Source organism: Pontibacter sp. T17, assembly GCF_057219875.1.
The window spans coordinates 1,222,446-1,242,985 of the sequence record NZ_JBXVVW010000001.1 but is presented as its reverse complement, the minus strand read 5'-3'; the positions used below and the strand labels follow the sequence as shown (position 1 = coordinate 1,242,985).

The window sequence follows — 20,540 nt, the reverse complement described above, 5'->3', positions numbered from 1 at the left end:
CGTCAGCCGACTCAGAACTTCACAAGGCGGATGTTCTGGCGGGCATTGCCGCTTTCGATTACAAGGCTGTAGATGCCTGCCTGTAGTGCACTCATCTGCTGGCGCAGGCTGTTAGCCACTTGGGCCAGTGTGCCACGGCCTACGAAGGCAACATTGCCATTAGGGCTGATGAGCGTCACACGGTGAGCATCGTAAGGGTTCACATCGAAACCAGTCAGCAGGATGTTCAGGTCTTCGCCCACTACAGGGTTGGGAGCCAGCGTCCACTGATTGTTGCGGTCACGCTGGTCGCCGGAGAGGCGTTGCTGTACATCCAGTTCGATAATCGGCGAGTAGCTCGACTGGCCGTCGAAGTCTACCTGCTTCAGACGGTAGTAGATGAACGGCTGATCCTGGGGTGCAGCTTCATCCATCATCTGGTAGTTAGACACTACGTTGGTGGTGCCATTGCCCTGCACGCGGCCCAGCGGCGTGAAAGTGAGGGCGTCTACCGAGCGCTCTACGATGAAGTGGCTGTTGTTGAGTTCAGATGCAGTAGCCCAGTTCAGGTACACCTTGCCCGCCGGATCCATGTAGCCACGGAACATCAGCCATTCTACTGGCAGAGGCGAACCCTGTGAGTACAGCGAGATATCCTTGGCGCTGAAGGTCAAAGGCGAGTTGGTAAGCACGCTGCCAGCGGCAGTGGTACCAGAGGGTGAGCTCAGCGAGGGCTCCCAGCGGCCGGTGCCAACATTGTAGACACCTACGCGGAAGTTGGAAACAGTAGCAGCAGGATCAACCAAACTGCCCGAACCCCAGAACACCCGCACCGAGGCTGTGCCGCCGTTGGTGGTATCGCTTACACGCCACCACTCACGCGTGGCACCTACCTGGTCTACACCAGCGGCTACTACATCCACGTCGGGATAACCCGCACCGAAGAAGCGCGCGCGCCAGGTGTTGTTTGACGCCGAGGAAATTTCAATTGGGCGGTAGTCTACATACACACCATTGTCGCCCGTTGGGAAGCTGAAGGTGAGACCACCGTTCGACTTCTTCTGTATCCAGCCCCGAATGTGGCTGGTAATGCTGGCACCAGTATGCGAACCGTTGGCAGTGAAGTATACGCTGCCCGCGGCATCAGGGTTGGTAGCGTTGCTCACGTTACCGGTGATGATACCATTGGTAAAGGTCAGCACACCGTCTACCACCAGATTACCGCCAGCAGGAGCAATTACCAGACCGGCCGCATTATTGATGGTTACGTTGTTGAAGTTAGTACCAGCTGTAATACCGGTAAAGGTCTGTTGAGCCGTACCATTGAACACTACGCTACCGCTCTTGGCAACCGTACCACCAGTGTGGCTGAAGTTACCACCTACAGTCAGCGTGTTGCTGCCAAAGCCAAAGTTACCACCAGCTACTGCTACGTCTCCGAGCACCGTCATGTTATTGCCGATGGTACGGTTGCCCGTTCCTTCGAGGCGTATGTTGCGCACCTGAGTCAATGAAGCAGGAATGGTGTAGTTCACCGCCGTACCACCAAAAATGAAGGTACCGCCAGTTGCCGTAGTGAACGAGCTGTAATCAGCATCAGGCAGGTTGGCTACCGAAGCACCAGTAAGGGGGGCCATACGCAGCGAACCGGAGCCCGTAACTCGGTTGTAGACCTGGCCAATGTTACCCTGTACATCAAGTGTACAGGTGGGACAGATGTCGACGGCAAATGCCTGCAGGTTGTCCTGGTCGGCGATGATGGAGTGGCCATTCTGAATAACCAGACGGGCAGCACCACCAGCAGCCGAGGGGCTCGGAGCCACCGTTGGGTTGGTTGGGCCCGTGGGCGTTGTCCACCATGAAGTGAGCGCATTGAAGTTGCTGGAAACACCGCTGGAGTAATACACAGCGATATCACCAAACTCACGTGGATCCGCTGGGCTTACATACTGGCCCGCGGTGTAGTCGGAAGCAATGTTCGAACGGTTGTTGAACGTGATGACGTTTGTCGTCGTGTTTACCGACATCGTATCAGGCACCGTCTCTACAATCCATGAATTGAGACCGGCATTGATGTAGCCAGCGCGATAATCTGTCTCATCGCCTGCTGGAACATCGGCTTGGGCGTAGGTGTAACGCTGCTGGAGAGAAGTGATGTTGCCAGAAGCCTGCGCAACGTTCCAGTAGTAGCTCAACGCGCGGTTGATCGGCGTAGGCGTACGACCAGCACCCTGCGTTGCGGGGTTCTTGCTGTTAACAGCCTTCACACGAAGCAAGGGACTGCCCGTACCAGAAATAGTGTAGCTGGCAGGAGTATACTTGCCCGTTACCCCAATGGGGAGGTCGAACGTAACACCTACTGGTGCGGCTGCAAACTGTTTGGCTACACCCTCCGCACCTACTGCACCTGACATCACAATGAAACGTTGGCCGTTGGCATTTGCGGGCGAGCCTGCGTTTGCAGTGAAGGTCAGACGGTTGTTACCGATGTCGAGAGTAGGCTGAGAGAAGGTGTTATCGAATGTCAGCGTGCCATTGATGTTGAAGGCCGCCAGTGTTCGTACACCCGAGTTGGTCGCAATCGTCAGGTTCTGTACCTGGCGGGCGCCGCCACCAGTTGCATTGATCTCCGCCTGTGGCAGGGTTGCCTTCGTCATCCGAATGGCACCAGCACCGGAATGGGTGGTATTGATGGTCAGGTTACCACCGACGTTCACGGTTTTACCACCATCGGCAAAAGTGCCGGAGAGGATTTCAAGATTGCTTGTTACAGCTACCGTTCCTGCACCTGCGAGCGTAACGGTTCCACCAGTGAAGGTGTTGCTGATTTGCAGGTTGCCGAAGGTCGTGTTGGCAGTAGCCGTAACCGTTTGGTTTGCGGTGGGGCTGCTGAAGATGGTAGTACCCGTGCTGGTGTAAGTGCCCGCATTGGTGAAATTACCACGTACAGTCAGATTCAGTGCACCTGTGTTGAAGGTGGTGTTGGCATTGATGGTCACATTGCCACGCACAGTCAGGTTGTTCACCTGCTGGCTGCCAACAAGCGCACCTGCACCTGCTACTACGTTCAGACCACCGACGATACGGCTCTGTACACGAATACCGTTCTGAGCTACTGGCGTTGCAGCCACGTTCACACCCACACCAGTGGGGTTGGTAACAGCGGCCGTACCCAGTTGCAGTTGCGCACCCACTGCCATGGAATCATCGGGCACCACGAGGTTCATATAGAACTCGGGGAATGTACCAGTCGTACGCTGACGCACAATCACCAGTGTACCACCCAGCATAGAGAAGGTACTGCCGGAATTGTTCTCGATATCGAAAATGCCGCGATTGGTGGGCACCATCGTTTGGGCAGCCGTTGTGATGCTGTCACCCAGGTAAATCGTACCGTTGCTCTGGCGATAGCGCAGTACACCACCGCTGGACAGTGCCGAGCGACGGATGCCACCATCGATATAAACGTTACCACCGCCGAAGTCGAGTGTAGAGCGACCGGAAGCCGAGTAGGTAATGTTGCTGACCACGCCGTTGCCACCACTCATGGTAAGCGTAGCGTTGCCGCGCAGCATCAGAGAGCCATCCAGGTTGATACCGAAAGCATCGGTGCCGGTGTTGCTTACTACCGCCCGCACGTTGTTCAACAGGCGCAGACCCGCCGTGCTCGGGATATTGAAATCGGTAGTACCGGTTGTAAGGTTCAGCGTAACAAAGGTGCTCGTCGGATTCAGAATCAGCACACCGGTACGGAGTTCCACCGGCTTGGTAGTGGTAGCGCCAGCTGCCGCAGTGCTGATGGTGAAGTTGGAGTTGATACGGAAGGTAGAATCCGCCAGCTCCTTGTCCATCACGAGTCGGTTGAACTGAGGCGTGATTGCGCCCGTGTTGGTAAACACAGCCGAACGTGTACCACGGAAGTACAGGTCAACATGCCGGGGATCGGTGGCTGCATCGCTGAAGAGATCCAGCGTAGCGTTGCCAGCCAACAGCGTAATACCACGATGTACAATCAGTTGATGCGCCGGGGCACCAGTCGGACCGCTGGTTACATTGTTAACCGTAAACACCGAGTTGGAGCCGGAGATCTGGAGACCGGGGTTGGCAGCTACGTTGGCAAAGGTGCCCAGGATTTCGAGGCGACGGGCCACAGCGCCCGATGCTTTGAACTCGATGCGGCCATATTCACCACCACCTGGAGCGCCTACGCGAACACCTTCTGCAACTGTAATGTCGCCATTGGCACCATCGTGGAGGCGCAGGCCACCACCGAAGTCAAGCAGGATCGATTCGTTTACGTTGATGTTGTCTTCGAACACAACAAAACGGTCGGTATTGTTGCCGTTACCCTCGATGCGAAGCTCGGGGTAAGTGGTCGGGAAGCCATTCGATGCAAGTACATTCAGTTCGCCGGCACCCATCACACGGAAGTTAAAGCGGGCGTTTGCCGAGGCGTTGTACTCGGTAAAGTCAGTACCTACCAGTGTCGGAATCACATCAGGCGTTCCAGGCTGGCCCTCCACAAAAATCTCCGTAGTGAAGGTTGTGCTCACCTTGCGAAGCAGACCCAGGTTTACGTTACCTGATGTCTGGCGAATGGTGATGCGGGGTGCCCAGCCAGAGCCACCACGGTCTTCAAAGACCACACCAGCAAGCGCCGGAGGCAGGTTGACACCAACACCTTCTGTATACAACCAGTGTGCACCGTCGCGGTCGGCAATGTCAGGGTCGCGCGACAGATAGATAATCGAGCCAGCCGTAGGCGTACAGGCGCAGGCGGCACCATCGTAGGTGAGCGTTGCGTCGGTAGACCAGATGGTGTTGTTGCTCCAGGGCTGGCCATCCTGCGCGTCGCCATTGGCAGCAGCATCACGATACCAGAAGCGTGCTACCGTGCCGAAGAAGGCATCACCCGCAGCAGTACCAGTGCCAGCTGCAAACATTGCGTTGCGCACGGGAAGGCCCGCGGTAGGCAGGGTCAGCAAGCCAGTGCCGTCAATGCTGGCACCTGCACCATTCTGCCAGGTGCGGGCTGCTGTCGAGAGGTTTACCTCACCGGGGAACCACGTATTGGGATTGTTTACCACACCGGAAGGCCAGTCAATTGCAACCGACTGGAAGGTATAGCGAACCGTCGGAGGTGTGGCAAAGCCCGACACCACGCGGGTGAACCAATGTGCCTGCAGTGCGTTGGGGTCGGCGCCACCAAGACCAGCGTAACGGTCTACATCAAAACTGATGGCCAGGTAGCCGCGGTTAGCTGCGGCAGCTACACCCGTGAAAGTAGCGGTGACCGGGCGATAACGCGTTGCGGCCGACTCGAACGTACCCAGTGGCCAGGTATAAGTACCGTCGGCACCGATGAAGCGGATCAGACTTGAGTTGCCCGCATCGCCGGCAGTGCGAATGTGGTTTGTGGCAGAGAAGGCCGTACCAGCCACCAGTGAGTCCTGCACCATCACGCCATTCAGGCCAATGTCAAAAATGGCACCCGCCAGTTGAAGTACATTCAGCGTGTCGATGCTGCTGCCCGAAAGGGTTTTGAGGCCCCCACCGCTGAGCCGCAGGCGGCCAATGCGGAAGTTGGCAGATGCTGGCACCGTGATGGTCTGAGCCGAAGCGCTGGTCAGGTGCAGGCGACCAGCAGAAGTGCTGCCGCCGATGCGGGTATTGGTGGAAGTTATGGAAACCGTCCCGGCAATACCCAATTCAAATGCGTTGTAATCGAGCCGCCCGCGCACTATGCTCAACGTTTGGGCTACCGTCGCAAACACGCTGTTGGTGGCACGGCCTGTGCTCACGAGGCGAACTGTGCTGGTATCAGCATCTTTATCTACCGTCAGGTTTTGCAGCGCATAGGTTCCCGTTGTGTTCCGGTTTTCAAAACGGCTGCCGTTCCGACCAATGAACGAAAGCACAGAGCTGCCCGTACCCGGTGCAAACTCGGCACCGGCATTGATGACAAAGTTCCGGCCTACGCTCAGGTTGTTGGCCCCCATGGTCAGCACGTTGGCTGCACCAGCGGTGGAGTCAATGATTGTCAGGTCGTTGAGAACCGTAATTGCCGACGCAGCAGTTACAGAGTTGTTGTTGCCGTAGCGCACCACTTCCAGGTCCCAGAAGGGGTTGTTTGCAATGATGTTACCGGCACTTGAGCTGGTGCGCACGCGTACCAGGCCACCTGTCACTGAAATGTTCTCAGAAGCAGAGGTAACATTCCAGAAGTTACGGTTGGCATTATTAATGATGTTGATCTGGCCACCGCTCATCTGGAACACCGTGTTTGGATCGTCCAGACTCATGTTAGCAGTGGTACTGCCGTTGGCTGCCAGGTTGATGGTGCCACCCGTGATGCGAATGGTGGGCTTGTTGTTAACACCACCGACGAGGGCTACGCGGAAACCGTTCACGTTGGTAGTACCGCCTTCGGTGATCCACTGGCCACCATAGCGGATGGCAATACCATCGTTCATGGTAGCATTGAGTGTACCGCTCTTTACACGCAGAATGCCATAAGGCACAATCGCAGTAGCGCCGGTAAAGGTGAGCGTGCCACCGTCAATCTGCAGCTCGGCATCAAAGTCGATGTTGTAGTTGCCACCGATCGCCATTGCCAGGTTGATGTTGGCACCAATACGCAGAATGCCTGCACGCAAGGCCAGGCCGTTGTTACAGGTAGTGGGCAGGTCGGCGCCTGTTGTGCCACCACAAGCATTGGTGGGGCCCTGAATGGTCAGGTTGCTGGTGTTGTTGGCAAACAGATGCAGTTCGTAGGTAGCATCCGTACCCTTGTCTACCACCACACGATAGACAGTAGTAGGGCAATTAACGCCGAAAGTCTGGTTCTTATCACCCGCAGTGAAGTTGATATTCACGCGGTAAGTTGTGGCGGAGGCACTGAGGCGCACCGTGGCAGCACCACCAAAAGTTGCGTTGCCACCTACAGTAATATCATGCTCCCGGTTACCGGCATCGGCCGAACTGTTAACAGAGAACTGACCCGCAGGCAGGGTGCTGGTGATGGTGAAGTCACCCCCAATTGAAATCGTACGTACAGCCGCATGGTCAATCACCATCGTTGCCAGACTGTCAACTCGCAGAGTACCTTTCGTTACCAGACTGGTAATGGTCTTGTTGTTGGCAGTGCCACCGGTAAGGGTCAGGTTATTGTAGGTCTGCCCGAAAAGTGTGTTGCTAACCGTGTGACTTGCACCCGCCAGTTCTACGGTACCACCCGTAGCAGACATAAATGCGGTAGCGTTGGCAGCAGTAACCGCCGTAGGGTTCACTGTGAACCGCATGGTACCCTGACCCACCACAACACCCAGGTTGTGGGCGATGTTATTGGTAATGATCAGCCTGCCACCAGAACGAATCTCCAAATAGGCGATCGTGCGCGCGGTGGCTGTGTTCATCACAATGGTGGCGCCTTCCAGAATCACGACTGAGTCGGCGACAGTGCCGTTTCCCTGTCCTGAGCCTGGACCAGCCGTAATGAGGCCGGAGGAAGCCAGTGTGAAACCGCCGCCAGTGGCGTTCAACGTCCAACTGCCTGGGCTGTTCCAGTTGGCGTTAGGAACCCCATTCGCCGAATAGTAAATCGTGGCGTGGGCCGCGGGGGAAATCATCAACAGCAGGAATGCGAGGAGCCATCCCCACTGCTTGGGTAGAGGGTTTTTCATAAAGGTGGTGTGCCTAATCTGCGTCTACGGCCTACAGTATTACCCGTAGAACGACGACATGCAAATCTATTAATTCGGTTGCATAAATCAGCCTTTATTGTCATCACCATTTTCAGTGACAATCGATTAACTATCGATTCCGTCCCATTCTGATACAGACCGAACACCCATTCTCTGCTACAAGAAGGCACTTTTTATACGCATAAAAACCGATGTACAAACAACTATAAACGCATTAAATAAATCCATTTGTTGCCCAAATGTCTAAAACAAAAAGAGGGGAAAGGATGGAAATACTGACATGCCCACGAATCATCGGCTTAATACGCACGAGACAGCAAACTCTCATTTCCAATCTGGGGACCGAAAAGGCCAAAAGTGGGTAACTCCTTCTCCATCATAAAAAAGCCCCATACGTGGTATGGGGCCTCAATCATCGGAGAAAAAAGTCAGCTACCGCAGGCCTCGCAGGCACCGGGGTTATCCAGCGCACAGGCCATCCCCTCATAGGCAGCGGCAGGGTCAACAGGAGGAAGCTCCAGTGGCAGTTCAGGCTGCAGATAGGCAGAATCAACCGTGAACTTGATAGCCTCTGTGGCCGCCTTGGTGCGCAGATAGTACATGCCCGTCTTCAGCCCGCGCTCCCAGCCATAAAAGTGCATGGAGGTAAGCTTGGCATAGTTGGGCTCCTGCACAAAGAGGTTCATGCTCTGGCTTTGGCAGATGAACGCACCTCGGTCGGCGGCCAGGTCAATCAGCGCCTTCTGCTTGATCTCCCACACCGTCTTGTAAAGGTCGCGCAGCTCGGCAGGAATTTCAGCAATGTGCTGGATGCTGCCATTGCCCGCGATGATACGCTGGCGCATCTGCTCGTTCCACAGGTTACGCTCCACGAGGTCGCGCAGCAGGTGCTTGTTCACTACGATGAACTCGCCACTGAGTACACGCCGGGTGTAGAGGTTGGAAGTATACGGTTCGATGCACTCGTTGTTGCCCAGAATCTGGCTGGTGGAAGCCGTGGGCATAGGCGCTACCAGCAGGCTGTTACGGAGGCCATGCTCGGCAATCTTCTGCTTCAGGTCTGCCCAGTCCCAACGCTCGGTAGGCTGTACGCCCCAGAGGTCAAACTGCAGTTGGCCTTTGCTGGCTGGGCTGCCCGCATAGGTCTCATAGGGCCCATGCTCGGCCGCCAGTTCCATACTTGCGGTGAGGGCACCGAAGTAGATGGTTTCGAACATGTCGCGGTTCAGACGGCGGGCTTCTTCGCTCTCGAAGGGCAAACGCAGTGCAATAAACGCATCGGCCAGGCCCTGTACCCCAATGCCAATCGGGCGGTGACGCATGTTGCTGCGCTGGGCCTCGGGCACCGGATAGTAGTTCAGATCGATAATCTTGTTGAGGTTCTTCGTGGCTACACGTGAAATCTCGAACAGCCGCTTGTGGTCTACCCAGCCATCGCCGTAGCGCGACAGCTCGTAGCGGCCATCGGCTTCTTCGTTGGACACAATGAAGCGGTTCAGCGCAATGGAAGCCAGGTTACACACAGCTACCTCGTCGGGACTGGTGTACTCGATGATTTCCGTGCACAGGTTGCTGCTGCGAATGGTACCGAGGTTCTGCTGGTTGCTCTTGCCGTTCGCGTGGTCTTTATAGAGCAGGTAGGGCGTACCGGTCTCGATTTGACTGTCGAGAATCTGGAACCAGAGATCCTGAGCCTTCACCACCTGACGGGCACGGCCTTCCTGTTCATAGCGGGCATACAGTGCCTCAAACTCCTTGCCCCAGCAATCTACCAGACCGGGCGCTTCCTGCGGGTCGAACAGGCTCCAGTGGCTGTTCTCCTTTACCCGCTTCATGAACAGGTCGGGAATCCACAGACCATAGAAGAGGTCGCGGGCGCGCATTTCTTCCTTGCCGTGGTTCTTCTTCAGCTCCAGGAAATGGAAGATATCTGGATGCCAGGGTTCAAGGTACATAGCGAATGCGCCCTTGCGCTTTCCACCACCCTGATCCACATAGCGAGCGGTGTCGTTGAACACGCGAAGCATGGGAACCAGGCCATTGCTGGTGCCACCAGTGCCGCGGATGTAGGCGCCTGAACTGCGGATGTTGGAGATAGAGATCCCAACGCCGCCTGCACTTTGTGATATGAGAGCGCTCTGCTTCAGTGTATCGTATATGCCTTCGATGCTGTCATCCTTCATGGCCAGCAGGAAGCATGAAGACATTTGCGGCTTGGGGGTGCCGGCATTGAACAGCGTGGGCGTGGCGTGCACAAACCACTTCTGGCTCATGAGATCATAGGTTTCGAACGCAGCGGCGAGGTCGTGCTGATGAATGCCCAGTGCCACACGCATGAAGAGATGCTGCGGGCGCTCCACTACCTTGCCATCCAGCCGCATCAGGTATGACTTCTCAAGCGTCTTGAAACCGAAGTAGTCAAACTCATAATCGCGCCGAAACTCCAGGTGTGCATCAATCACATCCGCGTGCTCCTGCACCAGCCGATAGAACTGCTCCGACACCATAGGCGCCGGTTCGTTGTTCTTTGGGTTGACGAAGCGGAACAGCGCCTCCACCACCTGCCGGAAGCTGGCATGGGTTTCCTTGTGCAGGTTGCTCACGGCTATACGCGCTGCCAGCATGGCATAGTCGGGATGATGCACGGTGAGCGCGGCGGCGGTTTCGGCAGCCAGGTTGTCGAGGTCGCGCGAGGAGATACCGCTGTACATGCCCTGCTGCACGCGGCGCACCACTTCCGTCACATGCACGTGCCGGGTATCCAGGTTCCACATCAGCCGCTCCAGACGCTGGGTAATCTTGCGCACATCCATCGGCTCTGACAGACCGCTGCGTTTGGTTACATACATGCCGTCGGTGCCGTACGGATGCAGGGGAGCCACGCCTTCCTGCGGACGGGTCTCATTGTTGGGTTGTGCTTTATGCGTTGACATGACAATCGGAGCGGTATATGGAGTGGGTTCGGTCAGTTCTGGTTCTGTGAATGAAGGGGTGCTCAGAAATCGGCATCGAGGCTGAACACCTGGTCTTCCTTGTTGGCCATGACGCCTGCTTTCTGGTAGTCGCCAACCCGCTTCTCGAAGAAGTTGGTTTTACCAGCCAGCGAGATCATTTCCATCCAGGGGAAGGGATTTTCTACGTTGTAGTGCTTGGGCAAGCCCAGCGACACCAGCAGACGGTCGGCCACGAAGGCGATGTACTGGCTCATCAGGTCTGCGTTCATGCCGATAAGGCTTACGGGCAGCGCCTCGCGGATAAACTCCTGCTCGATGGTTACGGCGTCCAGGATGATGGAGCGTACACGATCGGTAGGCAATTGCTGCTGCAGCATGGAATACAACAGGCAGGCGAAGTCGGTATGCAGGCCTTCGTCGCGGCTGATGAGCTCGTTGCTGAAGCACAGGCCAGGCATGAGGCCGCGTTTCTTCAGCCAGAAGATGGCGCAGAAACTGCCCGAGAAGAATATGCCCTCCACCGCTGCAAAGGCAATCAGGCGTTCGGCAAACGACTCTGCGTTCGTGATCCAGCGCACTGCCCACTCTGCTTTCTTCTGCACAGCTGGCACGGTTTCGATGGCGCGGAACAGTTTGTCCTTCTCTGCACCATCTTTTATATAGGTATCAATGAGCAGACTGTAGGTCTCGCTGTGGATGTTCTCAATGGCAATCTGGAAGCCATAGAAACAGCGGGCCTCAGGTACCTGCACGTCCTGAATGAAGTTTACTGCCAGGTTCTCGTTTACGATGCCATCCGATGCGGCGAAGAACGCCAGCACGTGCTTGATGTAATGACGCTCGTCGTCGGTCAGCTTCTCCCAGTCTACGAGGTCGGGTGTAAGGTCAATCTCTTCCGTTGTCCAGAAGCTTGCCTCGGCCTTCTTGTACATTTTCCAGATGGCATCGTTCTGTATGGGAAACAGCACGAACCGGTTGGGGTTGTCGCGCAGCAGGGGCTCGTTGGCGGTGTTGATGGACTGTGACATGGGAAGGAGTTATCAGGCGTGGGCAGACGGAAGGTCGTTGATGGGAACGGGGCGGCGGGTATCGTCTATGGCTACCATGGTGAAGTCGCCCGATACTGCCTGGTAGCGGTGTGCACGGTACATCTCCTCCACGAAAACTTCTACACGCACCCGCAGGCTTGTGCGGCCTACATGCACCACGTTGGCCACCAGCTCTACCAAGGTGCCTGCCGGAATGGGATGATGAAAATCCACACGGTCGGAGGAAACAGTCACCATCTTCTTTCGGCTGAAACGGGTGGCACAGATGAAGGCAGCTTCGTCCATGTGCTTCAGCGTAGTGCCCCCAAACAGCGTATCGTAATGATTCGTGGTATTGGGGAACACCGCCATGAACTGGCGGGTTTCGGCAGCCAACAGCCGTTCGCGCTCGGCGGCTGTAGGCAAGGGGGTAGAAGATTCGGCCATTCGGCAGGATGGAAATGAGAGGTACCAACAAACTGAGCGCTGCACTGCCGATGGCCCGCCGACACCCCAGACGCAGTACCTTATATAAGGCACCACTACCAGAGCACCGGAAAGCTGTCTGAGTCGCGCAGACACTTCCATCACAAGGTGGGGCAAGTCTCCCGGCTCAGGACCTGTTTCGTCTCGTCTTCCCAGCCTCAGGGCCAGTGACTTTGCCCGCCTTTCCCTTGCGGGTCAGGCCTGGACGAACAGTTGGGCGTCCCATACGGTTGCGCGTCAGCTCAGGCTTCTCACCTGATTCCTTTTTCATCAGCCTCAAGCAGTTACAAACCAAAGTCTGTCGCTGCAAATCGGCCAAACCAACGCCTTGGATGCAGATATAAAGGTACGTCGCATTGCCGCTAGACACTAGTCACACTTACCCCCAGGTGGATAAGTCGAGGGTTATGCACCCAGCCACTTTTAGGTACCTGCGAGGTTGTGAAAGGAGAACTTGCACAGCCTGAAAAACCCATTACTGTGCATGCATTTTTGCGTTCACCAAACAGCTGAACCCAACAGTCATCGGGGTTGTCCACACCCTACCCGCCCAAGGGTTTTCCACTTCACATACATTTGCTCTGCACGCGCGTACTTTCCTTTGGTGGAGAGCTCTGGATGTGGGGGAATCTCTCGCCAACTTGCGCCCAATCGCATCTTCCGCGTCTCCCTTCAGCCATGCCCTCCCGTCTGCGTGAAGTCTTCTGGGTCTGTTTCGTGCTGGGCTGCACTGCTTTTGGTGGGCCGGCGGCACACATCGCCCTGTTGCAGCGTGCGGTAGTGGAACGGCGCAAATGGCTCAGTGCCGATGCTTTTGCCGAAATGCTGGGCCTCACCAACCTTCTGCCCGGCCCCAACTCCACCGAGATGGTCATCCACACTGGCTATCACCGGGCAGGGTGGGCCGGACTCATCGTGGCGGGGGTTTCCTTCATTGTGCCCGCGGTAGGCATCACGCTGGGCCTTGCCTGGTTTCACACTGCCTACGGAAAACTGCCCGCAGTAGAACCTTGGCTCTGGGGCATCGCTCCTGTCGCAGTGGGCATCGTATTGGCGGGCGTCTACCGGCTTTCGCGCAGCACCCTTACTACCACACCCCGCATACTCATTGCACTGATTGCTGCCTTATTGGTAGCGTTGGGGCTGCCGGAAGCCCCTGTCCTGCTGGGCCTGGCAGCAGTGTGGGCAACAGCAGCACTATTCCCCACCTTCCGTCCACCCTACAGCCGGAGCCTGCTGGTACTGGGCGCGGCAGGAGCCAGCAGCAGTGCCTATGCGGCCCCTACCCTACCCACACTCTTCGGCATCTTCCTGAAAATAGGTGGCACACTCTATGGCAGTGGCTACTTACTGGTGGCCTACCTCAATGAAGAGCTTGTAGCCCGGCACGGCTGGATGACTCCCGTAGAACTGCTGGATGCCATTGCGGCCGGGCAAATCACGCCGGGCCCCCTGTTCGCTACAGCCACCTGGATAGGCTACAAGCTACTGGGCCTGAAAGGCGCATTGGCGGCTACAGCGGGCATCTTTCTGCCTGCCTTTGTCCTCATTGCGGCGTTGGCACCCCACCTGCCACGCCTCTTGCGCAACAGGTGGTTCCAACAGTTTCTGCAGTATGTAGCGGCCTCAGCCATTGGTGTACTGGCAGTCACCATCGTTCAGTTGGCCTGGCCGCTGCACCACCAGCCCCTACGACTGGGCCTCGCACTGCTGTGCGGCGCGGTATTGCTGTGGCGCACAAAACTCAACCCTGCCTGGCTGGTGCTCGTAGCGGTGCCGGCAGGCGGGTTGCTGCACCTCAGTGGCCTTTGGGCCTGAAGTGCAGCTTCAGCATGAAGTCGCGGCCCAGCCCCTGTTTGAAGGCCAGGTTGATCCACGCCAGCGCAAACTGCTCCAACAGCGGCACCTGCGCCTCGCCCCCAAAGTCGTAGCAGTTGGCAAAGCCCAGCTCAAGCGCCAGCTGCTTCATCGTCTCCTTGGCCTTGGCGCTGCCACCGGCCATGAACATGTCGGCCGCAAGCGCATCGCTGTAATGGGGGTTTGCCATGTTCTCAAAACCAGTACTGTTGAAACCTTTTACTACATCAGCCTCAGGCAGCAGCGTACGCAAGGCGGTGTAGGTGTCATGAAAATCCTGCGGCTTCATCGACACGCTGTTCATCGTTTCAATTACCACTTTGCCCTTGACATGCGGCTTGATGGTGCTGGCAATGTCGTGTACAGCTGCGGGCACGGCGGCTATTACCACTACATCGGCATGGGCGGCGGCGGCGGCAATATCCGTTACTTTAAGCCCTGGGACGGCCGTTACCAATGCTTCGGCTTTGGGATTTGGCTGCTCGCGGACGCCTACCCACACCGAGTGGCCCTTGCTGGCCCAACCCTTGGCGAGCGCGCCACCCACGTGGCCATGACCTATGATTGCGATATTCATAACTGAAAGTGAAGTGAGGTTGAATCAGTGGTCAGTGCCTGGCTGTACCAGGCTGTACGAGGTTACAAAAAACAGAGGGATACAAGCATAACATCCCAGTGCGGCAAAAGGGTGCAGCATCACCATGGCAGTGGCAAGAGACCAAGCCGCTGGCCCCAGCAGAAACGACCGACGAATCATCCGCCGATGCGCCGCCATATCCGCCCCATCCTTCAGCAGCAGTGGATGGCGGGTAGCATACCAGCGCATACAGGCAAAGGCCAGACTGGCCAGCACCATGGTAATGCCGAATAGACTGACGGCCAAAGCACTGGAAGGATACTCGCCCATCAGGCTGGTAGGGAACGGCAATAGCGACAGCATCAAAAGGGTAAGCAGGTTCAGCCACAGGAGGCCTGCGTCTACGGTCTTCAACAGAGCAAACAGCCGATGATGATTGAACCAGAAAACCCCCAGCACGCCAAAGCTGATAACCCAGCTAACAACCTTCGGTAGAAGGCTCCGCAGAGCCTCCCCCAGCACCGCTTCCGGCGTATCGTGCGGCAGCTTCACCTCCAGAACAATCAGCGTGATGATGATGGCCAGTACCCCATCGCTGAAAGCCTCCAGGCGGCTAACGGAAAAATGAGATTGCGCTTTCATAGCATGCGATATCAGACACCCAGTGCCTCCACTACCAGCTTGGCCGCAGCCGCGCCGGAATACTGCTGCTGACCCGTAATCAGGCGGCCATCGCGCACAGCAAATGGCGCAAAGCGCGGACCTGTAATGAAGTTGGAGTCAGCCAACTTTCGGGCTTCGGTCTCAATCCAGAACGGCTGGATGCGCATGCCTACAAAGCTGTCGGCATAGGCTTCCTCGCTGTCGGCAAAGCCTGTCCACGTTTTGCCCTGCACCAGCAGTTCCCCAGTAGAAAGTCGGGTTTTCAGCAGCACGCAGGTACCATGGCAGATTACCGCCACTGCCTTGCCAGCCTCATAGGCTTTGGCTACGAACTGGTGTACGGCTGCATTATCATACATAGTAACCATTGGACCTTGACCACCGCAGATAAACACGGCATCAAAGCTGGCGGGGTCCAGCGTATCCATGCGCTGTGTATTGGCCAATAGAGCCGAATGTTGGCTGCTTTCCAGAAAGCCCAGGCTCAGGAAATCATGGGCCGAATAGCCTGACTCATGCCGCGGGTCACTGAAGCCGTCAATTTCCAACTTGCCCCCTTCCGGGCTGGCAATGGTAATCTCATAGCCCTGCTCCGCAAATACATGATACGGGTGCGCCAGTTCGGCGATCCACAGGCCCACGGGCCAGCCGGTAACAGGTGACACCGCTGCGTTGGAAGCCAGCAGCAGTACACGCTTGGGCTTCGACGGATTCAGAATAGAAAGGTTTGCACTCATACAGGTCGAGAAGTTGTATATGTGCAAACTAGACCTCTATATTTCCCTATAACAAGTATGTACTGTTTGGTACCATACGCACCTTTTGGTGTTAAATGTTGATTTACAATCTAATAAAAATGCCAACTTTCGATTATCAGGGCCGAACCTACCACAGCCACGTAGAACTGGCGCTGGAGAAAATCGGTGGCCGCTGGAAACTCCCCATCCTCTGGCGACTGAAAGACGGGACACGTCGCTATGGCGAGCTGCGCAAAATGATTCAGGGCATCACGCCCAAAATGCTGACGCAGCAGCTGCGCGAACTGGAACTCGACGGCTTCATCGAGCGCACACAGTATCCCGAGGTACCACCCCGGGTAGAATACAACATCAGCGAGCGCGGCAGACTGGTGCTGCCTGTCATTCTGGAACTGAGAAAACTGGGCGAGGCGCTGGCCCCACCCAGTTAGCGAAGCAAAGTCCCTTACTTCGGATTTACATGAATGGCCTCGATAAACACCGTACCCTTGTTATCGTTGTAGGCCCCAGGATCCCCTTGGAATGAATAGCCATCAGCAATACCCAGATACAGCGTCCGGGCTCCAGCTGGCACCTTGAACTTCTGGGCTGTTCCGGCTTCGGTCTGCCCGTCACCAATGAAAAACACCTGATTCAGCCCCGGGCTGAAAGTTTCTGCGTTGTCCTTGCCATCGGAGAAATCCAGACGTGCGGGTGCTGCTGCTGGCTGGGTAGCACCGAGAAACACGCCTACCAGAAACAGCGACTTCTGGCGGTGGACAATTCCTGCAATAGCGCCCTTGCTGTTGAGATCCGTGCTGCCACCTGCACAGTCGCCTCCGTCGGGCGAGAAAAACTGATCATCAGCGCAGGCCAGTTCGCCTGTTACACCCTCGAAAGAGATAACCTGGGCCCCCTGCACCAATTGGACAGCTACTGGCAGTACACCACCCATTTCGCCATCCTGCACCTTTCCAGCCACAAACACATTACTGCGCGAGTGCACGGCCAAAGGACCCATGGTTTGTGCATGTGCGGCGGGGATCACCAGAAATGCGACTACCGAAAACAGAAAAACTACCGAATGCTTCATTACTTGATAAGTTTAGGTTCGTCTGTAAAATACATCAAAAATGGCTAACTGACTTGTGCTCAGCTGAAGAGCCGAATCGGCTAACTTGAGGTTCGCCGTCAAACACTCGCTGTGCTGCATTTCAGGCCTCCTCTCTCTGTGCTACTGATTCTTCGATTCTTGGCCGTTTATCTGCTGTTGGGTTTGCCACACACACTCAACGCCCAACAGAACATCTACACCTCTGATCTCAGCGGGCGCACCGTCACCTTCACCCAGCTGATGGAGGCAATGCGCAATGCCCGCCCCGGCCGTATTCTGTTCCAGAACCTCAACGTCAGATTCGACGTAGTGAAAGATGAAGCCGGCATGGATGCGTGGTGGGCCGACACGACACGGCGCCATCGGTTTCCGGCCACTTACAGCTTTGAAAACTGCACGTTTGACCCACAGTACTGGTGGGTACTGCGGAATGCGACCATTGAGGGTGAATTCTACTTCGTTAACTGTAGCGGCCTGAAAATCTGGTTTGAAGACTGCACCCTCAAGTCGGCCGTACGCATCGAGGGCTCCAGCCTAGACTTTTTGCGCTTCGAACGCTGCCATTTTCTCAATGGTGTTGTGTTGCGCCGCAATGCAGCCTACACCGACTATGTATCGTTCCGGGACTGCAGCTTCACCGTCACAGATCTGACGCACTTCAATGAAACCTTTGACAACACCAAGAATGGCCTGCTCACTATCGACGCACGAAGTGCCTCACTGGACTTTACCCTCGACCGTTGCAGGTTTTTCCTTTCGGCGCACGACTCCACCCGCCGTATGCCAGTGTCGTCGTTAAGTGTTAACCTGTCGCAATCTACCTTCACCAATCTGCGGCTTACTCACTGTCAATTGCAGGTGCCCCTTTTACTTGGGCGCAGTACGGTTTCCAACATGTTTCTGCTGACACAGCTGGCGCTACCCAAAGGAGTGGTATTGACCGGCCTGAGCCTCAACCCGCTGAATACCCAGGTGGAGTGGGCCTCGCTGAAAAACCATCGGATCAGCGAACTGCTGGGCGACACCACCGTAGCCAATGCCCATCAGATATCTGCCTATCCACGCCAGACGCTGTATCCGGCACTTGTAGCCGCCTACACCAACCTGTACCAAACGTATCGGGCACTTGGAGACCGCTTCAGCGCCGACTCGTCCTACATCGAGTTCAAGAACATCGAGACCAACCAGTATCTAGCCGATTATGAGCGGCAGGGCCGCCGTGAACAGTACGTCCTCTATATCCTCAACCGGTTGATGTACGTTTTCTCCGACTATGGCACCAACACCTATCGTGCCCTGCTCTTCTCCTTCTGGGTGATACTCGGCTTCGCCGGAATCTACTTCATTACCCCCTTCCGCTACGGTGACGTGTTGCACCGTAGTCTGCGCACACAGTACCTCCTCTACACCCACTTTCTGACTTCGCCCCGCAGCCCATACCGGCTGTATCTGGAACACCTGATCCTGTTCGATGACCATGCCCGGGCTGATGATGTCCGACGGCGCCTCCGACGGCATGGGCAGTTGCTTCCGGCAGTTTATCGCCCTCTACTTCACCTGCCTCGCATACCTCTTTATAACCTCTTCCTACACACAGAGGGATGGCTGTATCGTCGGCTTATGCCGCACGGAAGCCACTCCTGGAGTGAGCTGACTCCTCGTCAGCAGAGTCGGCTCTTCTGGCTGCTGGCTGTTGCCGTTGTCCTCTCCATCTTATACTTCACACTGCGCAAGGCCGTAGATTCCGTCATCCTCAGTCTGAATGTCTTCTCAACCCTGGGCTTTGGCGAACTGCGTGTGGGCGGTGTGGTTGGCTATCTCACGGTAATCGAGGGCTTTCTCGGTTGGTTTCTGCTTAGCATTTTCAGCGTGGTACTGCTCAACCAGCTATTGCAGTAAACAAAAAAGCCTGCCCTATACCGGGCAGGCTTTTCAGCAGTACTGATACGAATCAATAGCCGGGGTTCTGTCCACCAATCAGTCGGTTGGTGTTCAGTTCGCCGGAAGGAATCGGCCAGATGATGAGGTTATTGCCGAACGGAATGTCACTGATAAGCGAGTAATCTTCACGCCGTTTGTCGGTCAACCCCTGGCCGGTACGAATAAGGTCGAAAGAGCGATGTCCTTCACCGATGAACTCGATACGGCGTTCAAAGAGAATGGCATCTACCAGGTCATTACGAGTGACAAATGCACCGTAAGAGGGGGTAGCCGCCGGCTTTGAACGGTCGCGCACCGCATTCAGCAGCGCCAGCGCACGGGTCTCATCGCCCACGCGGGCTTCGGCTTCGGCAAGGTTCAGCAGCACTTCTGCGTAGCGCACTACCGGGGCCCAGTCATCCTGTGTAGACGAGCGGGTGTACTTGTTCACCAGCGAGTCTTTGCGAATCATCGGTGAGGTGCGACGAAGATCGCCTGCTACCCAACGCGAGTCATTACGCAGACTGCGGTTGATGAACAGCAGTTCGCGCTGGTTGTAGAACTGAGCCAGTGCGTTGTTCGTACCAGCAGGGTCAGACGAATCGAATGCAATTGAGAAGATGGACTCGGAGGAAACAGCAGGGAATACCCAGACTGCCGACGGCGTAGCCGTGAGCGCCAACGATCCCAGCGGGCCGCTGGAAGCATAGGGCGCAACAGCCGGAACGAGCTTGTTGCACTCCTCAATCACCTTGGCATAGTTACCCATGTAGAGATACACACGGGCCTTCATTGCAATCGCTGCGGCCTTGGTAGCACGCGACTTCGAAAGTGAAGCCGTAGCACGCACACCGGGCAGAAGTGCTTCAGCCTGGTCAAGATCAGCCAGCACCTGTGCATACACACCTGCTACCGTGGCGCGGGGTGCATCGTTACCCTGAAGGTCAATGATTGGCGTCAGGCGCAGCGGAATACCCTGATGGGTGCCCGTGCCGCCGATACCTGTTGCGCCATTCCACTGGTAGGGTTGGGCATACAGGTTTACGAGGTAGAAATGCGATATGCCACGTACGAAGTAAGCTTCGCCCAGATATCCGTTCTTGGCAGTGCCCGATACGACATTGGGGAATTTATTCGTCAGCGCATCCAGCATCAGGTTAGCCAGGTTGATGGCATAGTACCCGCGCGTCCAGGTGTTAACCACCTCGGCCGTATTGGGGGTCTGCACATTCTCGGCAATCGTGGTGAAGAAGCTCTTGGTGATGATGTCTTCGCCACGCACGTCGCCCGCAATCTGTACTGTCGCGCCAAGGAAGTTAGCCGCATTGGTGGCCCCTTGCAGGCCGTGATACAAACCGTTGGCGGCCAGTTCTACACGAGCAGGTGTATTATAGGCCGCTTCTTCTGTGATGCGGTCTTCTGGATTTGCGTCGAGGAATGCTTCCCCACAGCCAGAGGCCGTTGCCAGCAGCGAGGCCAGCAGAACGCCTTTCAATGTTTTGGAAACCATGGAATGGTGTGA

The 20,540-nt window shown here is 56.2% G+C and carries 12 protein-coding genes and 1 riboswitch; of the genes, 3 read left to right on the top strand and 9 right to left on the bottom strand.

The window, feature by feature from the left end; all coding sequences use genetic code 11:
* Positions 1–11: 11 nt before the first annotated feature.
* The 4 genes from AC2D8O_RS05525 to AC2D8O_RS05510 all read right to left on the bottom strand — a co-directional run bounded on the left by AC2D8O_RS05525 (position 12) and on the right by AC2D8O_RS05510 (position 12,111).
* Positions 12–7,661 carry a hypothetical protein gene (locus AC2D8O_RS05525; RefSeq protein ID WP_484677797.1) on the bottom strand — a complete coding sequence of 2,550 codons (7,650 nt, stop codon included), beginning with the start codon at positions 7,659–7,661 and terminating at the stop codon, positions 12–14.
* Between the two features lie 449 nt (positions 7,662–8,110).
* Positions 8,111–10,531, bottom strand: coding sequence for a ribonucleoside-diphosphate reductase subunit alpha (locus AC2D8O_RS05520; RefSeq protein ID WP_484678271.1), 2,421 nt, complete (start codon positions 10,529–10,531; stop codon positions 8,111–8,113).
* 146 nt (positions 10,532–10,677) lie between these two features.
* The gene (locus tag AC2D8O_RS05515) at positions 10,678–11,664 is read right to left on the bottom strand and encodes a ribonucleoside-diphosphate reductase small subunit (protein ID WP_484677796.1); all 987 of its coding nucleotides are present in this window, start codon (positions 11,662–11,664) and stop codon (positions 10,678–10,680) included.
* A 12-nt stretch (positions 11,665–11,676) separates the two neighbouring features.
* Positions 11,677–12,111 (bottom strand): acyl-CoA thioesterase, encoded by a 435-nt coding sequence (locus AC2D8O_RS05510; protein WP_484677795.1) that lies wholly within the window; start codon positions 12,109–12,111, stop codon positions 11,677–11,679.
* 134 nt (positions 12,112–12,245) lie between these two features.
* Positions 12,246–12,461, bottom strand: a riboswitch (cobalamin riboswitch).
* A gap of 367 nt (positions 12,462–12,828) precedes the next feature.
* On the opposite strand from AC2D8O_RS05510, the gene chrA reads away from it, so the two are divergent.
* On the top strand, positions 12,829–13,968 hold the full coding sequence (chrA, locus tag AC2D8O_RS05505) for a chromate efflux transporter (RefSeq protein ID WP_484677794.1): 1,140 nt from the start codon (positions 12,829–12,831) through the stop codon (positions 13,966–13,968).
* On the opposite strand, the gene AC2D8O_RS05500 is transcribed toward chrA, so the two are convergent.
* The 3 genes from AC2D8O_RS05500 to AC2D8O_RS05490 are packed head-to-tail and all read right to left on the bottom strand — an operon-like array spanning position 13,949 to position 15,984.
* Positions 13,949–14,584: an NADPH-dependent F420 reductase gene (locus tag AC2D8O_RS05500; protein WP_484677793.1), complete on the bottom strand. Its 636-nt coding sequence runs from the start codon at positions 14,582–14,584 to the stop codon at positions 13,949–13,951. The genes chrA and AC2D8O_RS05500 overlap by 20 nt on opposite strands.
* 24 nt (positions 14,585–14,608) lie before the next feature.
* Positions 14,609–15,226, bottom strand: a complete 618-nt coding sequence (locus AC2D8O_RS05495) for a TMEM175 family protein (protein WP_484677792.1) — start codon at positions 15,224–15,226, stop codon at positions 14,609–14,611.
* An 11-nt stretch (positions 15,227–15,237) separates the two neighbouring features.
* Complete coding sequence (locus tag AC2D8O_RS05490; RefSeq protein ID WP_484677791.1) at positions 15,238–15,984, bottom strand: type 1 glutamine amidotransferase domain-containing protein; 747 nt, start codon at positions 15,982–15,984, stop codon at positions 15,238–15,240.
* A 119-nt stretch (positions 15,985–16,103) separates the two neighbouring features.
* On the opposite strand from AC2D8O_RS05490, the gene AC2D8O_RS05485 reads away from it, so the two are divergent.
* Positions 16,104–16,436: a winged helix-turn-helix transcriptional regulator gene (locus tag AC2D8O_RS05485; RefSeq protein WP_484677790.1), complete on the top strand. Its 333-nt coding sequence runs from the start codon at positions 16,104–16,106 to the stop codon at positions 16,434–16,436.
* A 14-nt stretch (positions 16,437–16,450) separates the two neighbouring features.
* Here AC2D8O_RS05485 and AC2D8O_RS05480 read toward each other — a convergent pair whose 3' ends face one another.
* The gene (locus AC2D8O_RS05480; RefSeq protein ID WP_484677789.1) at positions 16,451–17,077 is read right to left on the bottom strand and encodes a hypothetical protein; all 627 of its coding nucleotides are present in this window, start codon (positions 17,075–17,077) and stop codon (positions 16,451–16,453) included.
* A 159-nt stretch (positions 17,078–17,236) separates the two neighbouring features.
* Here AC2D8O_RS05480 and AC2D8O_RS05475 point away from each other — a divergent pair, with 159 nt between their 5' ends.
* Positions 17,237–18,997, top strand: a complete 1,761-nt coding sequence (locus AC2D8O_RS05475) for a hypothetical protein (RefSeq protein ID WP_484677788.1) — start codon at positions 17,237–17,239, stop codon at positions 18,995–18,997.
* Between the two features lie 52 nt (positions 18,998–19,049).
* On the opposite strand, the gene AC2D8O_RS05470 is transcribed toward AC2D8O_RS05475, so the two are convergent.
* The gene (locus tag AC2D8O_RS05470) at positions 19,050–20,528 is read right to left on the bottom strand and encodes a RagB/SusD family nutrient uptake outer membrane protein (protein WP_484677787.1); all 1,479 of its coding nucleotides are present in this window, start codon (positions 20,526–20,528) and stop codon (positions 19,050–19,052) included.
* Positions 20,529–20,540 lie beyond the last annotated feature (12 nt).